Origin of the sequence: Amycolatopsis thailandensis (assembly GCF_002234405.1) — a bacterium.
In the GTDB taxonomy this organism is placed as follows: Bacteria; Actinomycetota; Actinomycetes; order Mycobacteriales; family Pseudonocardiaceae; genus Amycolatopsis; species Amycolatopsis thailandensis.
The window spans coordinates 15,153-32,509 of record NZ_NMQT01000015.1 but is presented as its reverse complement, the minus strand read 5'-3'; the positions used below and the strand labels follow the sequence as shown (position 1 = coordinate 32,509).

Below are 17,357 nucleotides of genomic sequence, written 5' to 3'. Positions count from 1 at the left end.
GCTAATCACGGCCTTGAGCCCCGCCCACATGCTGAGCCCGGCTCCCAGCCCGCGAAACATCCCATGATTCCGCTTGACAGCCCCGTAAGTACGTGAAGGCCCCCTTCATGTACCTAGGCGCAATGAAGGGGGCCTTTATGTACTTACGGGGTCTAGCAGCGGTTGAGCATGTCCGTCAGGGCGGTCTTCTCCGCCGACTTGATGGTGAGCTTGTACTTGGCCTTCACCGTGGTCCACATCTTCGCGTAGGTGCACCAGTAGCCGGTGGACGGCGGCTTCCAGGCGTCCGGCGACTTGTCGCCCTTCTCCTGGTTGACGTTGTCGGTGACGGCGATCAGCTGCGGCGCGCTGAGGTCGTTCGCGAACGCCTGTCGCTGCGCGGTGGTCCACGAAGAGGCGCCGGTGCGCCACGCGGCCGCAAGCGGGACGACGTGGTCGATGTCCAAATCGGACGCGGCGGTCCAGGTGGCGTCGTCGTACGGGCTGAACCATTTGCCGGAGACGGCGGCGCAACTGCTGTCCTGCTGAACGTTCGTGCCGTCCCGCTTCAGCACGACCTCACGGGTGTTGCAGCTGTTGCCCTGGTCGGCCCAGTGCGGGAACTTGTCGCGGCTGTACCCGCTCGACGAACCGTCCGGCTTGACGGTCAGCCCGGCGAGCTGGGACTTGGCGGTCGCGGTCGACGGGATGCCCGGGGGTGTCGCTTCGGCGACGCCGACCACGCCTGCCGAGACGATCGCCGAGACGGCGAGAACGGTGAAGGAGCGACGAACAGCAAGCGCAGTTGGCATATTGCTGCCTCCGTGTCAGGTTTGGGGACCTGGTCACCATGAGGCACGGATATGACCCACGCAACACCATCGGATGACACTCTGCTGGCTATTCGTGAACGGAGGGTGTCACGAGCAGGTCGGACGCGGTGTCCGCGACCGAAAAAGTTTCGGAAAGTCCAGCTGAAGGTTCTGGGCCGAACGGCCTAGCCCTAGATCAGGCCGCGGACCAGCCGGAGGTCTTCGGTGTGCCGGTACCAGGTCCAGCGGCTCATCGCGCGCGGATGGGCGACGCCGTCGCTGCTCGGGCGGGTCGGGATGCAGCCGAGCTGGAACGCCCGCGCGTACTGCGTCGTGGGCCGTTTGAAGAGCGTCCCCTTGGTCACGCGGACCATCAGCCCCGGCCCGCTCGCGTCCGGCTCGACCTCGATCGAGCGCGCGGGCCCGCGCAGGACGGTGTGCTCGTCGCAGTAGGCGACCCCGCGGATCATGCCGATCACGCCCCGGCCGACGAGCACGCCGCCGGTGTCGTCGCGGATCAGCGGCACCGGATCGACCTCGCCGCGCAGGGCGAGCGCGAGGGCCCGCAGCGGCTGGGTCGGCAGGCTCCAGATGCGGGCGACGTCGGAGTCCGGCGAGGACGGCACGAAACCGAGCGACACGCCGGGGAGCTGTTCTTTTCGTAACAGCCGGAGCGCCACGGCGGCGAGATCCGCGTCGGTGCCCGCGACCACCAGCCGGTCGTGTTCCCCCAGCAAGGGGTCGATATCCGCCTTGCCGGGACGGCTCGGGACGCGCACCATCTCGACGTCGTCGATCTCCGGGAGTGTGGGCTCGCCCTCTGGACAGACCACCACTATTCCGCGCACCCGAAGGCCCTCCGTTACGCTCATGCACCGGCATTTACCAGCGCCAAAACCATCAGTCGCCGAACACCTGGAGTGTCACATGCCGGCCATCGTGCTGATCGGGGCCCAATGGGGGGACGAGGGCAAGGGCAAGGCCACCGACCTGCTCGGCGACCGCGTCCAGTGGATCGTGCGTTACCAAGGCGGTAACAACGCGGGCCACACCGTAGTCCTTCCCGACGGACAGAACTTCGCCCTCCACCTCATCCCGTCCGGGATCCTCACGCCGGGCGTCACCAACGTCATCGGCAACGGCGTCGTCATCGACCCGGGCGTGCTGCTCGACGAACTCGCCGGGCTGGAAGAACGCGACGTCGACACCAGCAAGCTGCTGATCTCCGCCGACGCGCATCTGATCATGCCGTACCACGTGGCGATCGATAAGGTCACCGAGCGTTACCTCGGCAGCCGCAAGATCGGCACCACCGGCCGCGGCATCGGCCCCTGCTACCAGGACAAGATCGCCCGCGTCGGCGTCCGCGTGCAGGACCTGCTCGACGAGAAGATCTTCCGGCAGAAGGTCGAATCGGCCCTGGAGTTCAAGAACCAGGTGCTGGTCAAGGTCTACAACCGCAAGGCCCTCGACGCCGACCAGGTCGCCGACGAGGTGCTGGCCGCGGGCGAGAAGTTCGCGCACCGCATCGCCGACACGCGCCTTCAGCTCAACCAGGCCCTCGAACGCGGCGAGACCGTGCTACTCGAAGGCTCGCAGGGCACGCTGCTCGACGTCGACCACGGCACCTACCCGTTCGTGACGTCGTCGAACCCGACGTCCGGCGGCGCGAGCGCGGGTTCGGGCATCGGCCCCGGCAAGATCACCACCGTGCTGGGCATCCTCAAGGCCTACACCACCCGCGTCGGCTCCGGCCCGTTCCCGAGCGAGCTGGACGACGAGTCCGGCGAGTACCTGCGCAAGCAGGGCGGCGAGTTCGGCGTCACCACCGGCCGCTCGCGGCGCACCGGCTGGTTCGACGCGGTCATCGCGCGCTACGCGGTGCGCGTCAACGGCATCACCGACTACTTCCTCACTAAGCTGGACGTGCTGTCCGGGCTGGAGAAGGTGCCGGTGTGCGTCGGCTACGAGGTCGACGGGGTCCGTACCTACGAGATGCCGATGACGCAGACCGACGTGCACCACGCGCTGCCGATCTACGAAGAGCTGCCGGGCTGGTTCGAGGACATCTCGGGCTGCCGGACCTTCGAAGAGCTGCCGGCGAACGCGCGGGCGTATGTCGAGCGGCTCGAAGAGCTCTCCGGCGCGCGGATCTCGGCGATCGGTGTCGGTCCGGGCCGGGAGCAGACGATCGTGCGGCACGAGTTCGTCTGACGCCTCTGGTCTCACGCGTGTCATGAGGGGTCCCCATAGGACGTTTTTCGTCCCATGGGGACCCCTCATGACATCCCAGGCGAGCGGGATCCCAGCCGGTGAACGGCGAAATATCCCGTCGACAGCGCGGTTAGCGTTGAACATGACCATCGGAGTGGCACTCCCGTCCGGCGACACCGCGAACGCCGTCAACATCGTCGACGAACTCATCACGCAGACCCGGCAGGCCGCCGACGCGGGCCTGACGTCGGTCTGGTTCTCCCAGCAGATGGAGCACGACGCGATCACCGTCGCGGCCCTCGCCGGCCGCGCGGTCCCGGGGATCACGGTCGGGACCGGCGTCGTCCCGATCTACCCCCGCCATCCGCTGCTGATCACCGGCCTCGCCCAGACGGCCCAAGCCGCCACCGGCGGCCGGTTCGTCCTCGGCCTCGGAACCGGCGCGAAGAACTGGCTCGAACCGGCGTACGGCATCGAGTACCCGTCGCCGATCAAGCACCTTCGCGAGTACCTCACGATCCTCCGCGAGGTGCTCGGCGGCGGCGAAGTCGACTTCCACGGCGAGACCGTCAGAGCACACGCAAAGGGTTTCGCGGCTTCACTCACTGTCGCGGGCTCTTCGGACATCCCGCTGATCGTCGCCGCGATGGGACGCCAGGCGCTGCGCGTCACCGGCGAACTGGCCGACGGCACGATCCCGTTCCTCGCCGGGCCGAAAGCCCTTTCCGAACTGATCGTCCCGGAGATCACCAAGGCCGCCGCCGGCCGTCCGGCGCCGCGGATCATCGCGATGGTCCCGGTCGTCGTGACCGACGATCCCGACGCCATCCGCGCGACGGTCGACAAGCAGTACGCGTTCTTCCGCGACATCCCGTCCTATCGTGCGGTCTTCGACGCCCAGGGCGTGGATTCTGCCGGTGAACTGGTGATCGCCGGGGACGAGGAGACCGTCGCCGCCGAGCTCCGGCGGTACTTCGACGCGGGGGCGACCGAGGTCGTCGCGACCCAGAGCGGCATCCGGACCAGTGAGGAGCGGCTCCGCACCTGGCACGTCTTGGGCGACCTCGTGAAGCGCTAGCCGTCACGTGTCATAAGGGGTCCCTTCAGGACAAAAAGTGTCTTGAGGGGACCCCTCATGACATCCAGGACCCCAGTGGCCTTGCTCACAGCGTTCGTATTGTGCATACTCGTGCGCATAGCGAACACAGCTGGAGGTCCCCATGTCCCCTGCCACGGCTCGTTCGTGGGTGGTGCCGCTCGCCTGGACGGCGGTGCTGCTCGACGGATTCGACCTGGTCGTCCTGGGCACGGTGCTGCCCGCGCTGCTCCGTGACCACGTCTGGGGCCTGACGCCGGGCACGGCGTCGGTGATCTCGACGTTCGGCCTGATCGGCATGACGATCGGCGCACTGGCGATCGGCACGATCACCGACCTCATCGGCCGCCGGAAAGCGCTGATCATCGCGGTCACCGCCTTCTCGGCGTTCACCGCGCTCTGCGCGCTCTCGCCGTCGGCGTTCGTCTTCGGCCTGCTGCGCTTCCTCGCCGGGCTGGGCCTCGGCGGCTGCCTCCCGACGGCGATCGCGCTGGTCACCGAGTACGCCCGCAAGGGAAAGGGCGGCAGCGCGACCACCACGGTGATGACCGGCTATCACGTCGGCGCGGTGCTCACCGCCCTGCTCGGCATCTGGCTGATCCAGCCGCTCGGCTGGCGCGCGATGTTCGTCGCCGGCGCGCTGCCCGCGCTCGTCCTGGTGCCGCTGATGATCAAGTACCTGCCCGAGTCCGAGTCCTTCGAGCGGGCGCGGGAAACGCAGGCGAAGTCGGCGACGGACGTCGTCGGCGGGCTGTTCCGCGGCGGGCTCCTGCGCGCCACCATCGCGTTCTGGGTGACGTCGTTCATGGGCCTGCTGCTGGTCTACGGGCTCAACACCTGGCTGCCGGAGATCATGCGCCAGGCCGGGTACCCGCTCGGCGCGGCGCTCGGGCTGCTGCTCACGCTGAACCTCGGCGGCGTCGTCGGCCTGCTCGTCGCGGGCCGGGTGGCGGACAAGGCCGGCGTGCGGCCGGCGGTGATCTTCTGGTTCCTCGGGGCGGCGGTGTTCCTGGCCCTGCTGAGCGTGAAGCTGCCCGCGGTGGGGCTGTACGTGGCCGTGTTCCTCACCGGCGGGTTCGTGTTCAGCGCGCAGGTCCTCGTGTACGCGTACATCGGCAAGACGTATCCGGACGCGATGCGCGCCACCGGGATCGGCTGGGCGGCGGGTGTCGGCCGGGTCGGCGCGATCTGCGGGCCGATCCTCGGCGGCGCGCTGCTGAGCGCCGGGATCGCGTACCCATGGGGTTTCTACGCGTTCGCGGCGGTCGGGGCGGTGGGCGCGGCCGCGGTGACCGGAGTCCGCGTCGGCCGCGCCCGGGAGAGCGCTACCCCAGTTCCTTGAGTTCCTTTTCCACAGCGGCGAGTTCCGCCTCGGAGCCCTGCACCTTCGGACCCGTGAACCACTTGCGCGCCGAGGCGAACCACCACACCGCCGCACCACCGAGTACGACGAGGAAGGCGATCGGCGTGTAGTTGAAACTGTCGATGGTGATCGGCGATCCCTGCGGGAGCATGAACAGCACGAAGATGAAGCACACCCAGACGGTCGCGACGGTCCCGACGAGCTTGCCCCAGCGGCCGAGGTTCCACGGTCCGGGTTCGAAGTCGTCGCCCTTGCGCACCCGCAGGAACACCGGGATCACGTAAGCCACGTAAAGGCCGACGACCGCGATCGAGGTCACCGCCGCGTAGGCGGTCGCGCTCCACAAGTACGGCAGGGCGAGCAGGAGCGCGCCGCCCGCGGCCAGCCACACCGCGTTGGTCGGCGTCTGGGTGCGCTTGTTGATGCGGTGCCAGAACTTCGAACCGGGGATCGCGCCGTCGCGGGCGAAGGCGTAGATCATCCGCGAGTTCGCGGTCACCGACGCCATCCCGCAGAACAACTGCGCGCCGATGCAGATCAGCAAGAGGAACTTGCCGGTCGTCTCGCTGGTCGCGTCGATGAAGATCTGCGCGGGCGGCACCCCGGTCTCGGAGCCCACCGCGCCGTCGTAGTCCTGGATGGCGAAAGTGAGGCCGATCAGCAGGATCCATCCGGCGACCAGGGAGACGAGGATCGAGTTGATGATGCCGCGCGGCCCTGCCTTCGCCGCGTTCTTGGTCTCCTCGGTCATATGCGCGGAGGCGTCGTAGCCGGTCAGCGTGTACTGCGCGACGAGGAGTCCCAGCAGGAAGACGTAGACCGGTGAAGCCCAGCCCGTCTTGTTCACGAACTCGCCGAAGACGAAGGACGCGTCCTGATGCTTGGCGGGCACGACGATCAGCACCCCGACGATGACCAGCACGCCCACCAGATGCCACCACACGCTGATGCTGTTCAGCAGTGCCACGATCTTCACGCCGAAGGTGTTCAGCAGCCCGTGGATCACCAGGATGATCCCCAGCAGCAGGATCGTGTGGCCCGGCGTCGCCTCGAAGCCGAACTGCAAGTCGAGGAAGGCGTTGAGGAACAGCGCCGCGCCGAAGTCGATGCCCGCGGTGACGGCGATCTGCCCGATGAGGTTGAACCAGCCGGTGAACCACGACCACGCCGCGCCGTTGCGCGGCGCGAGCTTCGCGGCCCAGTAGTAGAGGCCGCCCGCCGTCGGGTAGCTGGAGCAGACCTCGGCCATGCCCAGCCCGACCAGGATGACGAACAGGCCGACCAGCGGCCAGCCCCAGATCATCGCCGCGGGCCCGCCGGTCTTCATGCCGAACCCGTAGAGGGTCAGGCAGCCGGAGAGGATCGAGATGATCGTGAAGGAGACGGCGAAGTTGGAGAAGGTCGACATCGTGCGCCGGAGTTCCTGCGCGTAGCCGAGCTGGTGGAGCCGGGCACTGTCTTCGTCGGCGGGTTCGGCCTGCTTGTCTGAGACATCCATCGGGCACCCACTTAAAAGGTATGCGGACAGACCATTGAGATCCGCCGAAATTAGGCCCGCCCACCTGCGGATGTCAAGGTCTCGTCAAGAAACCCATCCCGCCGGACGCCATGAACGGTCCGTTCCTCGCAGATTTCGCAAGGAACGGACCGTTCATGGCACACGGCACTGCCGAGACCTGCTCCGGCAGGCGGGAAGTCCGTGAAGGACCCCTTGAGGGACTTCGGGGCCCTCAGAGTTCCCCCCACCGGTCGCCCCGGCGTCCGCTGAGTTGCCACCTTCGTGCCGGTCAGGCGCAGGAACGCAATGAAAGGCCCCTTCATCGCAAAATTTGCGATGAAGGGGCCTTTCATTGCGCTTGAGACGGAGCTCAGCGCCCCCGGAACGCCTTCACGGCCTCCAGCGCGGTGTCCGGCTGGTCCGAGAAGTACCCGTCGACACCCGCCTTGAGGAACGCCTCCTGCTCGGCGAACGCGTCGCCGTACTCGGCGAGGTTCGCCGACGAGCGCAGGTTCTGCGGGAGGAAGTTGTTCTCGTTGCGGAACGTGTACGGCCCGACCTTCAGCCCGGCCTTGTGCGCGTCGGCCACGAGCGCGGTCGGCTTGCCCAGCGCGCCGTTCACCACCGGGATGACCTGCGCCTTCTCTGGGCCGAGGTAGTCCGCGTACTTCGAGATCTCCTTCAGGCCCACGGGCGTGACGAGGTCGGCGTACGTCCGCGGGTCGCCCTTCGCGACGAAGTCGGCCGGAGCGCCGGTCGCCGAGGTCAGCTGGAGCAGCGGCACCCGCACCTGGCGCGAGAGCGCGATCAGGTTCGACACCTCGAACGACTGGATGATCACTGGCGCCTTCGGATGGTTGAGCCCGTTGCGCTTGAGCAGCTCGACCAGCTTCGGCTCGGTCGGGTTCTTGATCGAGGAGAAGTACGTCGAGTGCTTGACCTCCGGGTAGGTCCCCAGCTCACGGCGCAGTTCGCGGCCCAGCCGGCGCGTCAGGTCGAGCACCTCCTGGTAGGTCGCGATCTGATAGCGGCCGTCGTAGACCTTGTTGTTCGGCCGCAGCTGCGGGATCCGCTCGGTCGCGCGCAGGGTCTTCAGCTCGGCGAGCGTGAAGTCTTCGGTGAACCAACCGGTGAACGACGTGCCGTCGATGACCTTCGTCGTCTTCCGGTTCGCGAACTCGGGGTGCTTCGCGACGTCGGTGGTCCCGCCGATCTCGTTCTCGTGCCGGGCGACCAGCTGGCCGTCCTTGGTGGGCACGAGGTCGACGTCGACCCAGTCGACGCCCTGGCGGTAGGCGAGCTCATACGAGGCGAGCGTGTGCTCCGGGCGGTAGCCGGGGGCGCCGCGGTGTCCGACGATCACCGGCCCATCGTGACCCTTCGCCAGCGCCGACACATCTCGGGCGCCCGGCTCGGTGGCGCCGGCCAGCCCCGTGACGCTGAGTACGGCGAGTCCGGACAGGGCGAGCACGCCCAGGCGCTTTCGCATGGTGGGTAACCTCTTTCGCTTGAACTCGGGGTACCGCGCCACCCTTGACGCAGGAGGAGTCCGGACGGCGAAGTCGGACCGGCGGAGCGCTGACCGCCGGGTGAACGCCGGATGGAACCACCCGCTCGAGGACGGCGACGTCTTCGTGGCTCACCGGCCCGGTTACCCTGTGCGTCGTGCGCGTACTGGTAATCGGGTCCGGCGCCCGTGAGCATGCACTCGTCCTCGCGGTCGCGGAAGACCCTTCCGTCACCGCACTGGCCTGTGCCCCGGGCAACGCCGGCACCTCTTCGGTGGCCGAGCAGCTCGGCGTGGACGCGGCCGACCCCGAATCGGTCTCCGCCCTCGCCAAGCAGTGGCAGGCGGACCTGGTCGTGGTCGGTCCCGAGGTCCCGCTGGTGGCAGGCGTCGCCGACGCGGTCCGGAAGGCGGGCATCGCCTGCTTCGGCCCGTCCGCGTCCGCGGCCCGGATCGAGGGCTCGAAGGCGTTCGCGAAGGACGTCATGGCAGCCGCGAAGGTGCCGACAGCGCACTGTGAGGTCGTCGACAACCCGGCGCGCCTCGACGCCGCGCTCGGCCGCTTCGGCCCCACCTGGGTGGTCAAGGACGACGGCCTCGCCGCGGGCAAGGGCGTCGTGGTCACCACGGACGTCGACGTCGCGCGCAAGCACGCCCTGATGCTGCTCGACGGCGGTCACCCGGTGCTCCTGGAGTCCTTCCTCGACGGCCCCGAGGCCTCTCTCTTCTGCTTCGTCGACGGCCGCACGGTCGTCCCGCTGCTGCCCGCGCAGGACTTCAAGCGCGTCGGCGACGGCGACGCGGGTCCGAACACCGGCGGCATGGGGGCGTACGCGCCGCTGCCGTGGGCACCGAAGGACCTGGTCGACGACGTCGTCGAGCGGATCGTCCAGCCCGTGGTCGACGAGCTCGACAACCGCGGCGCCACCTTCTCCGGCCTGCTCTACGCCGGTCTCGCGCTGACTTCCGAGGGCCCGCAGGTCATCGAGTTCAACTGCCGCTTCGGCGACCCGGAGACCCAGGTCGTCCTGGCGCTGCTGCGCAGCCCGCTGGGCAAGGTCCTGCACGCGACGGCCACCGGCAAGCTCGCCGACTTGCCGCCGCTGGACTGGGATTCCGGCGCGGCGGTCACCGTCGTGCTGGCCGCGGACGGCTACCCCGGCAAGCCGAGGACCGGCGACGTCATCACCGGTGGCGAGCTCGAAGGCGTGCTCCACGCGGGCACCCGCCGCCGTGACGACGGCGCCGTGGTCTCCTCCGGCGGCCGGGTGCTCTCGGTCGTCGGCACCGGCAAGAACCTGAAGGCCGCCCGCAAGGACGCCTACGCGACGGTCGAGAAGGTCCACCTGGCCGGATCGCACCACCGCACCGACATCGCCCTGCTCGCCGCCAAGGGAGAGATCGCCACCCCGGTCTCGTGAATTCCGGACGGAACCGTCCCGGTCCTGGGTACGTCTAACCCGGTATTTCCTGCGAAGCTTAGGCGCTCGCTACATCGGCGTTGGTAGCCTCGACGGGGCGGTTCGAGCTTTCCAAGGGGTGGGGAATGGCAGCATCGGGCAAGATCCAGGACCTCACGTCGGCGGTCCCGACGCCGCCGTCGGTGGCGGACATCAGAGTGGATCCGTCGAAGCTGCTCGAAGTGGCGAAGATCGTCGAAGAGCAGGTCGACGCGCTTCAGGACAAGCTGTTGACGAGGCTCGACCAGCTGCGCATCGACACTCCGGCCAACGACACCGTGAGCGTGCACTCGACCAGCGTCTGGAACGAGCTCGTGGCCGACGGCGACCAGTCGTACGCCGCGCAGGTCAAGGCTTACGTCGCCGGTCTGCGGGGGCTGGTCAACCAGCTCCGCACGGCGGCCAAGGAGTACAAGACCAGTGATGCGGACAAGGCCGCCGCGTTCGGGGACCGTGGTGTACACCGGGCGTAGTCCTCGTGTGCTGGTCTCCGGCGGCGTGCTCACCCTCGTGCTGGCCGGATGCGCCACGGACACGGGCGGGCAGGCTTTCCCCGACGAACCGGCGCTGGCTTCGGTCACGCAGGGCGCGAAAGCGTCCGCGCTGCCGGCCAGGCCAGCGGAACTGAACCTGCAAGGGGCCGATCCGTGCGCCTTGCTCACCGGGCCGCAGCTCGATCAGCTCGAGATCAACAGTAAGCCGCGCACGGCCGCTGAACCGATCGACGGCCCGACCTGCGTCTTCGACGCGGACGCCGCGGAGCCGTTCCACACCTACTACGTCCGCACGGTCACCGCGGACGTCGAAGAGTGGTTCACCGGCAAGCGCCGCAAGAACAGCATGAAGACGGAACCGAAGGCGGTCGGCGGGTTCCCCGCCATCACGAACTATCGCGACGCCGGGAAACCGAGCGACTGCGAAACGCTCGTCGGTGTCGCGAAAGGGCAGACGCTGGCGGTGCGGGCGGTCACCGTCACCGCCGGCGCGTTCACCATGCCGCAGCTGTGCGAGATGTCCGCGCAGGCGGCCGATTCGGCTTTGCAGACCTTGAAAGCACGCAACTAGGGAGGGCGCCGTGAACGTTTCCGACCTCGCGGGCAGGCTCCGCGATCTTCGGTTCGACGGCTACACCGACACCGGGATCGCGACCGAGATCGAGCGTTTCCGCAGCGGCGACGGCACCGGCAGCATCGGCGTCGCCGTCGAGGCGCTGAAGTCCGTCGCGGGCGCGCTCGCCGACACCGACAAGACGCTGCGTGACGAGCTGGGCAAGCTCGGCGTGGAATGGCAGAGCGAGGCAGGCGGCGCCGCCGGTCAGGTGTTCACCGAGCAGGCGGGCTTCTCCCAGGACGCGAACTCGAAGGTCTCGCACTCCGCGGAGATGATCTTCGCCCAGGGTGAGGCCTTCAACCGGACGCTGCACAAGCTCCCGGATCCCGAAGTGGTCCGGAAGGGCGCGGGCGGGCTGACCCTCGGCGACGTCGTGCTGAGCCTCATCGGCTTCGAGACCGACCACGCCAAGAGCGTCGGCGCCGCGAACAACGCGCGGGCACAGGCGCAGGAGGCGTTGAACGACTACGCCAAGACGAGCGGCGAGAACCTGCTGACGACCGACACCTTGGCCGATCCGCAGGCGATGAACCTGACCCAGACCACGACCGCCGCCGGAGCGGGCGGTGGCCCCGGTCCGCTGAGTCTCGCGGGCACGGCCACCGACCTGACCCCGGACGGCAGTGTGCGGCCCGCGTCGGCCGCCGTGGAGTCGAAGTACGTGCCGCCGCCCGTGCAGACCGTCAGCAACCCGAAGGCGCCGTCCTACGACGCGCCGACCCCGGCCTACGGTGTCGCCATGGGCGGTGGAGTGGCCAGGAAGACCGGCGCCGCGGCGCCGTCTCACGGTGGCGCCACGGTTCCCGCGGCCGCCGCGCCGACCACGCCGTCCGGCACGTCGCGGCCCGTACCAGCGCCGGGAAGCGGCTGGGTGACGCCGAACCGGCCCGCCCCGCAGCCCGAGCCGGGCAGGCCGTCGTACCCGGTCACGGGTTCGCCCGTCTCCCCGCCGTTCGTCCCGCCGGGCGCGCCGAACTCCCCGAACGTGCCGCCGGGTCAGTCCACCGGAGGCCTGCCGCCGGGCAACAGCACCACGTCGGCGCAGCCGCTGGGCAAGTCGTTCGGCCCCGGCCCCGGTGCGGAAAGCGCGCTGGGCAAGGGCCTCGGCTCCACCTCGGGCCCCGGCGTCTTCGGCGGCGGCGTCGGCGGTGGAACCGGTGGCGGCGACCAGGCGCTCGGCAAGGGCCGCTCGGTCGGCTCCGGACCGCAGGCGCCGATGGTCCCGGGCAACGAATCAGGCCGCGGCTTCCCCGCCGTCCCGAAGGTCACCGGCCCGGCCGCGGGCGACTTGGGTGCCGGTGCCGCCGCGCTCGGCGCCGGTGTCGCGGGTGGCGCGCTGAGCGGCGACAAGGAACGCGACCGCCGTCCCCGCCAGGAAGGCGGCGTCGTCAAGCCGACGCGTCAGCTGCCGATCGGCGAGCTTCCCGAGGAAGAGGCCATGCGGCGCTCGGAGAAGATCGGTGCGAAGCAGCCGAAGGCCGAGTCGAAGTTCATGGAGCGCGCGGCCACTCAGGACGTCGAAGAGGACGCGGAGCACATCAGGCGCTACGGCGTCGACGACAAGGACCTGTTCACCGACGAGCGCATGGTTTCGCCCGACGTCATCGGTGACCACGGCAACCGGGAAGCGCGCTGAACCTGTGCCGAACGACAACGGCAGCTTGGTGCTGTCCGCACTCGAGTTCGAAATGCTCTGGGAAGCCGAACGGCTGCCCCGGCGCCATGTCGCACTCGACGTGCCGAGCCCCGGAACGACCCACACCCAGCGGGCGGCGCTGATCGAAGAGGCCTGGGAATCCCTGCGCGCGCGAGGTCTCGCGCGGGGGCACCAGGCGTCGGGCGAACTGGTCGACATGCTGAACCTGTTCGCGCACCCGCGGTTCGCGATCGACGTCTGGGTGTGGACCGACCGCGAGATCAAGGGTCACGCGGTCAGCGTCGGCAACCAGGCGCTGCTCGGCGTGATCGACGACGGCCAGGTGTGGCTGATCCCGGCCCGCGAAGGCTCCCTCGCCGAAGCCGCCGTCTCGGTCGCGGGCGACCTCGGCCCCGGTGTCGGCCAGTCGATCAGCCTCCCGCACGACGTCCTCGTCCAGGCCGACGCCGCCGCCCGCGGCGACGCGAAAGCGCTGGTCACCGCCCTGGAAGACCTGGACGTGCCGCTGTGGCAGGCCCAGGAAGTGGCGGGCATGCTGCTCGGTCAGGAGGCCCGCGGCCAGTTCGGCGTCGAACGCGCGGGCCGCGACGGCCGCCCCCGCCGCGCGGACAACGTCGTCGCCTTTTACGACACGGACGCGGGGCGGTACCTGTTCCAGGTCGCGCGGAATCGGGACGGCCGGGACTGGGCGACCATCACCCCGGCGGACAACCAGCTGCTGGCGAACCGGATCCGGGAAGTCGCCGACTTCTGATTCACGGCTTGGGAAGCTTGGCGGCCACGAGTTCGGCGAACTCCTCGGCTGTGCGGCACATCGGGCCGGGATCGGCGACCTCCTCCTGCGGCACAACGCGTGCTTCGAGTTCTTCGGTGGCGAACTCGTCGATCTTGCGATGGGTCCAGGTGATCGTGCAGTCGTCCATTACTTTGGGGCCGTTGCGAGAGGCTTCATAGGCCGGCTTGCCCGCGATCTCGATCGGCTTCTGGCCACTAGCGCGATAGTCCTCTCCTACGCCCCTGTTCAGTTTGAGATAGAAGCTGTTCTTCTTGCCGATCCAGCCGCATTCCTGGAAGTTGTCGCCGAAAATCTCGACAGGTTCTTGAGCGATCGACGTTACGCCCGTAACGGGCACGGTCTTGCAAAAGTCGACGGTCGAAGCGGAATCCGGGGACGCCGGGCGGAGCGGGGCCGAGCCGGAACGGATCTGTTCGAGGATCACCCCAAGGGCTTCGAGCGGGGTCTCGCAGCTGTCGCCGGAGTCCCGGGAAGCCGTGGTCGCGATTCCGAATCCCGGCATCGATTCGTTCACGGCGATGAGCTTGCAGCTCTTGCCGTCGAGGCGCTTGAGGACCTCGGTTCCAAGCAGCTTCACTCGTTCATCGTCTTTGTACATGAAAAGATTCACGGCGAGGTCTATTTCGATGCTGTGGCTCCTGGACTTGTCCGTCGTTTCGCCGATCGAGTGACTGCAATGGTAGAGCCTGTTCTTGGCTTGTGGTTCCTTTACCGGCCCGCTGTTGGGTAGCGAGTTGCTCTTCAGTAGTTTGCAGGGATCGACTCGCCCGATCTGTTCGGGACTGAACGGTGCCGGGGCGCTCGGCCGCTCGGCCGATTCCGGAGCCGGTTGAGCTTTCGCCGCACTGTCATCCCGATCGGTCACGATGACAGCGGTCGTCACAGCGATTGCGACGACCGCTGTCGCCGCTCCCGCGATCAGCAGCGGAGCCCGGCGTTTCCGCGGCCGCGGCATGACGGCCGGAAGGGACAGTGCCGTGTTGACCTCTGCCTTCTGCCCCGCGATCGAGGCGTGTACCGCTGGAGGCCAGGGTGTCGCGCTCGGCGTGACCGGCCCCAAGAAGTCCAGGATCTGCGCGGGTGTCGGCCGTGCCGCCGGATCCTTGGCCAAGCAGGGCTCGGCGAGCCGTCGCACGCCCGGATGCACCATCCGCAGGTCGGGATGGCTGTGCACGACGTTGTAGAGGGTCTGCGGTGTGGAAGCGCCGGCGAACGGGCTTCGTCCGGTAGCGGCCATCACCAGTAGGGCGCCGAGCGAGAAGACATCACTCGCCGGGGTGATCGGGTACCCGTTTGCCTGCTCAGGTGACATGAACCCGGGCGAGCCGATGATCGATCCGGTGTGCGTGATGTCCGTTTCGCCCTCGGCCGCTCGGGCGATTCCGAAGTCGATCACCCGTGGACCGTCGTCGGTGAGGATGACGTTGCTCGGTTTCAGATCCCGGTGGATCAGCCCGGCTCGATGGATCTCCATGAGGGCGGAGGCGAGGCCGACAGCCAGGAAACGCAGCGAGTCCAGCGGCAAGGGACCGGAGGCGTCGACGGCTTCCTTCAGCGAAGGTCCGGCGACGAAAACAGACGCCAGCCAGGGTGTCGCCGCGTCCGCGTCGGCGTCCATCACGGCCGCCGTGTAGGCACCCGAAACCATTCGCGACGTTTGGACCTCACGCCGGAATCGCGAACGGAAACCTTCGTCGTGGGCGAATCCCGGATGGACCTGCTTCAGCGCGACAAGACGACCGTCTTGCGACACCCCCAGCAGGACTCGGCCCATGCCGCCTTCGCCCAGCGAAGCGACAAGGCGATAACGCCCGACTTGCCGGGGTTCACCCGGATTCAGCGGTTTCACGAAGTCTTACCTCCCCGGTGGCATGCTACAAAGCGTGTCCGGGGCGTCGCATGATTGTCGGCGGGGTGGAAGTTGGCGTGGATGCGCACACGGCCCGCTGTCGAGGTCTTACAGTATGCGCGGGAACCGTCCTGATCGGCCGCGCGTCTGATCGGGCGGACGCAAGGTTTTCCGTGTTGCGGTGAAGGGGATGACGAACCGTGCCTGTGTACGACCCGGAGTCGATGGGGATCGCCGCCGGTCAGGTGGAGAGGCTCAAGGACGAGTTCGAGAAGTCCAAGAAGCAGGTCACCGGCGTCGATGACGAGAAGGAAAGCCCGTTCGGAACGATGGGCGGCTCGGGTGACGTCCACGGCGCGGTGGGTTCGTTCAAGGACGGTGTCCACACCGAGTTCGATTCCGCCGGAAAGTTGATGGAGGCCACGGCCTTCGTGTTGCGGAAGGCCGCGGGCCTGATCCAGGAGACCGAAGCCGTGCATGTCGACAATCTGAAGCTGCACGAGCACGGCAAGCAGTGAGCACGCGAAAGCCGGCCCCGGTGGGCCTGATTTCTAGGGGGCGTTGTGGGCGATATTGACTTCCCACCGAACTGGTCGCAGGTCACGGAAAAGGCCAAACAGGTCGAGGGCATCAAGCCCGAAGTCATCCAGAAGGCCGCGGATCAGTTCCATGCCGCCGCGTCGCAGGCCGGCGACCACAGTGCCTCGCTGAAGTCGTCGACCGACGCGTTGAACGGCGGTGTCTGGAAAGGCCCCGCCGCCGACGCCTTCTTCGATTACGTCAAGCAGATCACCTCCGCGGGTGACCGCGTCAAGGGACACCTGGAGGAGATCAGCAAGGATCTGGGTGAACTCCAGGTTCAGCTGAGCGATATCAAGGGCAAGATCGATGACGCCGCCAAGACGGCGCAGACCACCATTCAGACGTGTATCGACACGGAGACGCCAAAGGTCGCGGCCGCTCGTAAGCAAGCGGCCGACGCGGCGGATCCGGACAAAAAGATCCAGCCGCCGAATCCGACCGCGGAACAGATCATCACCGCGGCGAACACCGCGAACCAGAAGACCGCCAGCTCGGCCACTGAAACCATGACCGGGTTGCTGACTCAGGCCGACGGTCTCATCAGCAAGTCGCAAGAGCTGATGAAGAAGGACATCGAGGGCGGCGGCTACTCCAAGGTCCCGATGCCCGGCAAGGACGGCACCGTCCCCAAGCGCACCGGCGGTCTCCACGCCGGAGGCGGCGGTGGAGGGGGCGGCGGCGGTGGCGGTGGGGGCGGCGGCCTCGGGCCGAGCGGCGGCCCGCCGTCGACGACGCCGCCGGGCAACGTCCAGCAGTGGATCCAAGAGGCCATCAAGATCCTTCAGGCCGCCGGTATCCCGGTGACGGACGCGGATATCCAGAAGATCTGGACGATCATCGAGAAGGAGTCCGGCGGTAACCCCAACGCCATCAACAACTGGGACTCCAACGCGGCCAAGGGGACGCCGTCCAAGGGCCTGATGCAGTGCATCGACCCCACCTTCAACGCGCACAAGCTGCCCGGGCACGACGACATCTACAACCCGGTCGACAACATCATCGCGGGCGTTCGGTACACGTTCTCGCGGTACGGCGGATTCGAGGGGCACCCGGGTCTGAAGTCCATGGCCGGGGGCGGCGGGTACCAGGGGTACTGACGCCTCATGCCTCTTCGACGGGTGTCGTCCGCCTGATCACGGGTGTGCGCACTTCCTGATGGTGATCGCGCACAGACGTCACCTGTGATCAGCCACGGAACTCGCGTGACTGGATGCCGCACTCTCGTGTGCGGCATCTGATCACGTGAGTTCCGCCTTCAGTCACGTGAGTGACGGCTCTGATCCCCGAGTGCGGTGTCGCGACACCGCACTCAGTAGTCCTTCAGCGCCAACGCGTTCACCGCCTCGGTCAGCGGGCGCATGGCCGCCTTCATCATCCGGTCCCGGAACGGCAGATACGGCGACACCCGCATCGACTGGATCTGCTTCCACCGCC

General features: G+C 68.0%; 15 protein-coding genes. 10 read left to right on the top strand and 5 right to left on the bottom strand.

Annotated features, from left to right (window positions below):
• Positions 1-152: 152 nt before the first annotated feature.
• Complete coding sequence (locus CFP71_RS03905; RefSeq protein ID WP_093932449.1) at positions 153-791, bottom strand: HNH endonuclease family protein; 639 nt, start codon at positions 789-791, stop codon at positions 153-155.
• Between the two features lie 191 nt (positions 792-982).
• Positions 983-1,624, bottom strand: a complete 642-nt coding sequence (locus CFP71_RS03900) for a hypothetical protein (RefSeq protein ID WP_425266596.1) — start codon at positions 1,622-1,624, stop codon at positions 983-985.
• A gap of 94 nt (positions 1,625-1,718) precedes the next feature.
• Between CFP71_RS03900 and CFP71_RS03895 the strand changes: the two genes are divergently transcribed.
• The 3 genes from CFP71_RS03895 (at position 1,719) to CFP71_RS03885 (ending at position 5,443) form a co-directional block, all read left to right on the top strand.
• Positions 1,719-3,005, top strand: coding sequence for an adenylosuccinate synthase (locus CFP71_RS03895; protein ID WP_093932448.1), 1,287 nt, complete (start codon positions 1,719-1,721; stop codon positions 3,003-3,005).
• A gap of 142 nt (positions 3,006-3,147) precedes the next feature.
• Positions 3,148-4,083 (top strand): LLM class F420-dependent oxidoreductase, encoded by a 936-nt coding sequence (locus tag CFP71_RS03890; RefSeq protein ID WP_093932447.1) that lies wholly within the window; start codon positions 3,148-3,150, stop codon positions 4,081-4,083.
• Positions 4,084-4,225: 142 nt separating this feature from the next.
• Complete coding sequence (locus CFP71_RS03885; protein ID WP_093932446.1) at positions 4,226-5,443, top strand: MFS transporter; 1,218 nt, start codon at positions 4,226-4,228, stop codon at positions 5,441-5,443.
• Here the strand turns inward: CFP71_RS03885 and CFP71_RS03880 are convergent.
• Positions 5,427-6,962 carry an amino acid permease gene (locus CFP71_RS03880; RefSeq protein ID WP_093932445.1) on the bottom strand — a complete coding sequence of 512 codons (1,536 nt, stop codon included), beginning with the start codon at positions 6,960-6,962 and terminating at the stop codon, positions 5,427-5,429. The two genes, CFP71_RS03885 and CFP71_RS03880, sit on opposite strands and share 17 nt — an antisense overlap.
• Positions 6,963-7,332: 370 nt before the next feature.
• Positions 7,333-8,451 carry a glycerophosphodiester phosphodiesterase gene (locus tag CFP71_RS03875; RefSeq protein WP_093932444.1) on the bottom strand — a complete coding sequence of 373 codons (1,119 nt, stop codon included), beginning with the start codon at positions 8,449-8,451 and terminating at the stop codon, positions 7,333-7,335.
• Positions 8,452-8,627: 176 nt separating this feature from the next.
• On the opposite strand from CFP71_RS03875, the gene purD reads away from it, so the two are divergent.
• The 5 genes from purD to CFP71_RS03850 all read left to right on the top strand — a co-directional run bounded on the left by purD (position 8,628) and on the right by CFP71_RS03850 (position 13,450).
• Positions 8,628-9,890, top strand: a complete 1,263-nt coding sequence (gene purD / locus CFP71_RS03870; protein WP_093932443.1) for a phosphoribosylamine--glycine ligase — start codon at positions 8,628-8,630, stop codon at positions 9,888-9,890.
• A 125-nt stretch (positions 9,891-10,015) separates the two neighbouring features.
• On the top strand, positions 10,016-10,402 hold the full coding sequence (locus CFP71_RS03865; protein ID WP_020632344.1) for a type VII secretion target: 387 nt from the start codon (positions 10,016-10,018) through the stop codon (positions 10,400-10,402).
• On the top strand, positions 10,353-10,994 hold the full coding sequence (locus tag CFP71_RS03860) for a DUF3558 domain-containing protein (protein ID WP_244199546.1): 642 nt from the start codon (positions 10,353-10,355) through the stop codon (positions 10,992-10,994). Before CFP71_RS03865 ends, CFP71_RS03860 begins: the two co-directional genes overlap by 50 nt.
• 10 nt (positions 10,995-11,004) lie before the next feature.
• Positions 11,005-12,675, top strand: a complete 1,671-nt coding sequence (locus CFP71_RS03855; RefSeq protein WP_093932441.1) for a PPE domain-containing protein — start codon at positions 11,005-11,007, stop codon at positions 12,673-12,675.
• 4 nt (positions 12,676-12,679) lie between these two features.
• Positions 12,680-13,450: an ESX secretion-associated protein EspG gene (locus tag CFP71_RS03850; RefSeq protein ID WP_093932440.1), complete on the top strand. Its 771-nt coding sequence runs from the start codon at positions 12,680-12,682 to the stop codon at positions 13,448-13,450.
• A gap of 1 nt (position 13,451) precedes the next feature.
• Here CFP71_RS03850 and CFP71_RS03845 read toward each other — a convergent pair whose 3' ends face one another.
• Positions 13,452-15,341, bottom strand: coding sequence for a serine/threonine-protein kinase (locus CFP71_RS03845; RefSeq protein WP_093932439.1), 1,890 nt, complete (start codon positions 15,339-15,341; stop codon positions 13,452-13,454).
• A gap of 200 nt (positions 15,342-15,541) precedes the next feature.
• Between CFP71_RS03845 and CFP71_RS03840 the strand changes: the two genes are divergently transcribed.
• Positions 15,542-15,859 carry a hypothetical protein gene (locus CFP71_RS03840; RefSeq protein WP_167405989.1) on the top strand — a complete coding sequence of 106 codons (318 nt, stop codon included), beginning with the start codon at positions 15,542-15,544 and terminating at the stop codon, positions 15,857-15,859.
• A gap of 45 nt (positions 15,860-15,904) precedes the next feature.
• Positions 15,905-17,020, top strand: coding sequence for a transglycosylase SLT domain-containing protein (locus CFP71_RS03835; RefSeq protein ID WP_093932437.1), 1,116 nt, complete (start codon positions 15,905-15,907; stop codon positions 17,018-17,020).
• The last annotated feature ends 337 nt before the right edge of the window (positions 17,021-17,357 follow it).

Bases quoted from the DNA above. Each gene is read 5' to 3' on its own strand.
- CFP71_RS03905 (WP_093932449.1), bottom strand. From the start codon at position 791: ATGCCAACTGCGCTTGCTGTTCGTCGCTCCTTCACCGTTCTCGCCGTC.
- CFP71_RS03895 (WP_093932448.1), top strand. From the start codon at position 1,719: ATGCCGGCCATCGTGCTGATCGGGGCCCAATGGGGGGACGAGGGCAAG.
- CFP71_RS03890 (WP_093932447.1), top strand. From the start codon at position 3,148: ATGACCATCGGAGTGGCACTCCCGTCCGGCGACACCGCGAACGCCGTC.
- CFP71_RS03885 (WP_093932446.1), top strand. From the start codon at position 4,226: ATGTCCCCTGCCACGGCTCGTTCGTGGGTGGTGCCGCTCGCCTGGACG.
- CFP71_RS03880 (WP_093932445.1), bottom strand. From the start codon at position 6,962: ATGGATGTCTCAGACAAGCAGGCCGAACCCGCCGACGAAGACAGTGCC.
- CFP71_RS03875 (WP_093932444.1), bottom strand. From the start codon at position 8,451: ATGCGAAAGCGCCTGGGCGTGCTCGCCCTGTCCGGACTCGCCGTACTC.
- CFP71_RS03865 (WP_020632344.1), top strand. From the start codon at position 10,016: ATGGCAGCATCGGGCAAGATCCAGGACCTCACGTCGGCGGTCCCGACG.
- CFP71_RS03860 (WP_244199546.1), top strand. From the start codon at position 10,353: ATGCGGACAAGGCCGCCGCGTTCGGGGACCGTGGTGTACACCGGGCGT.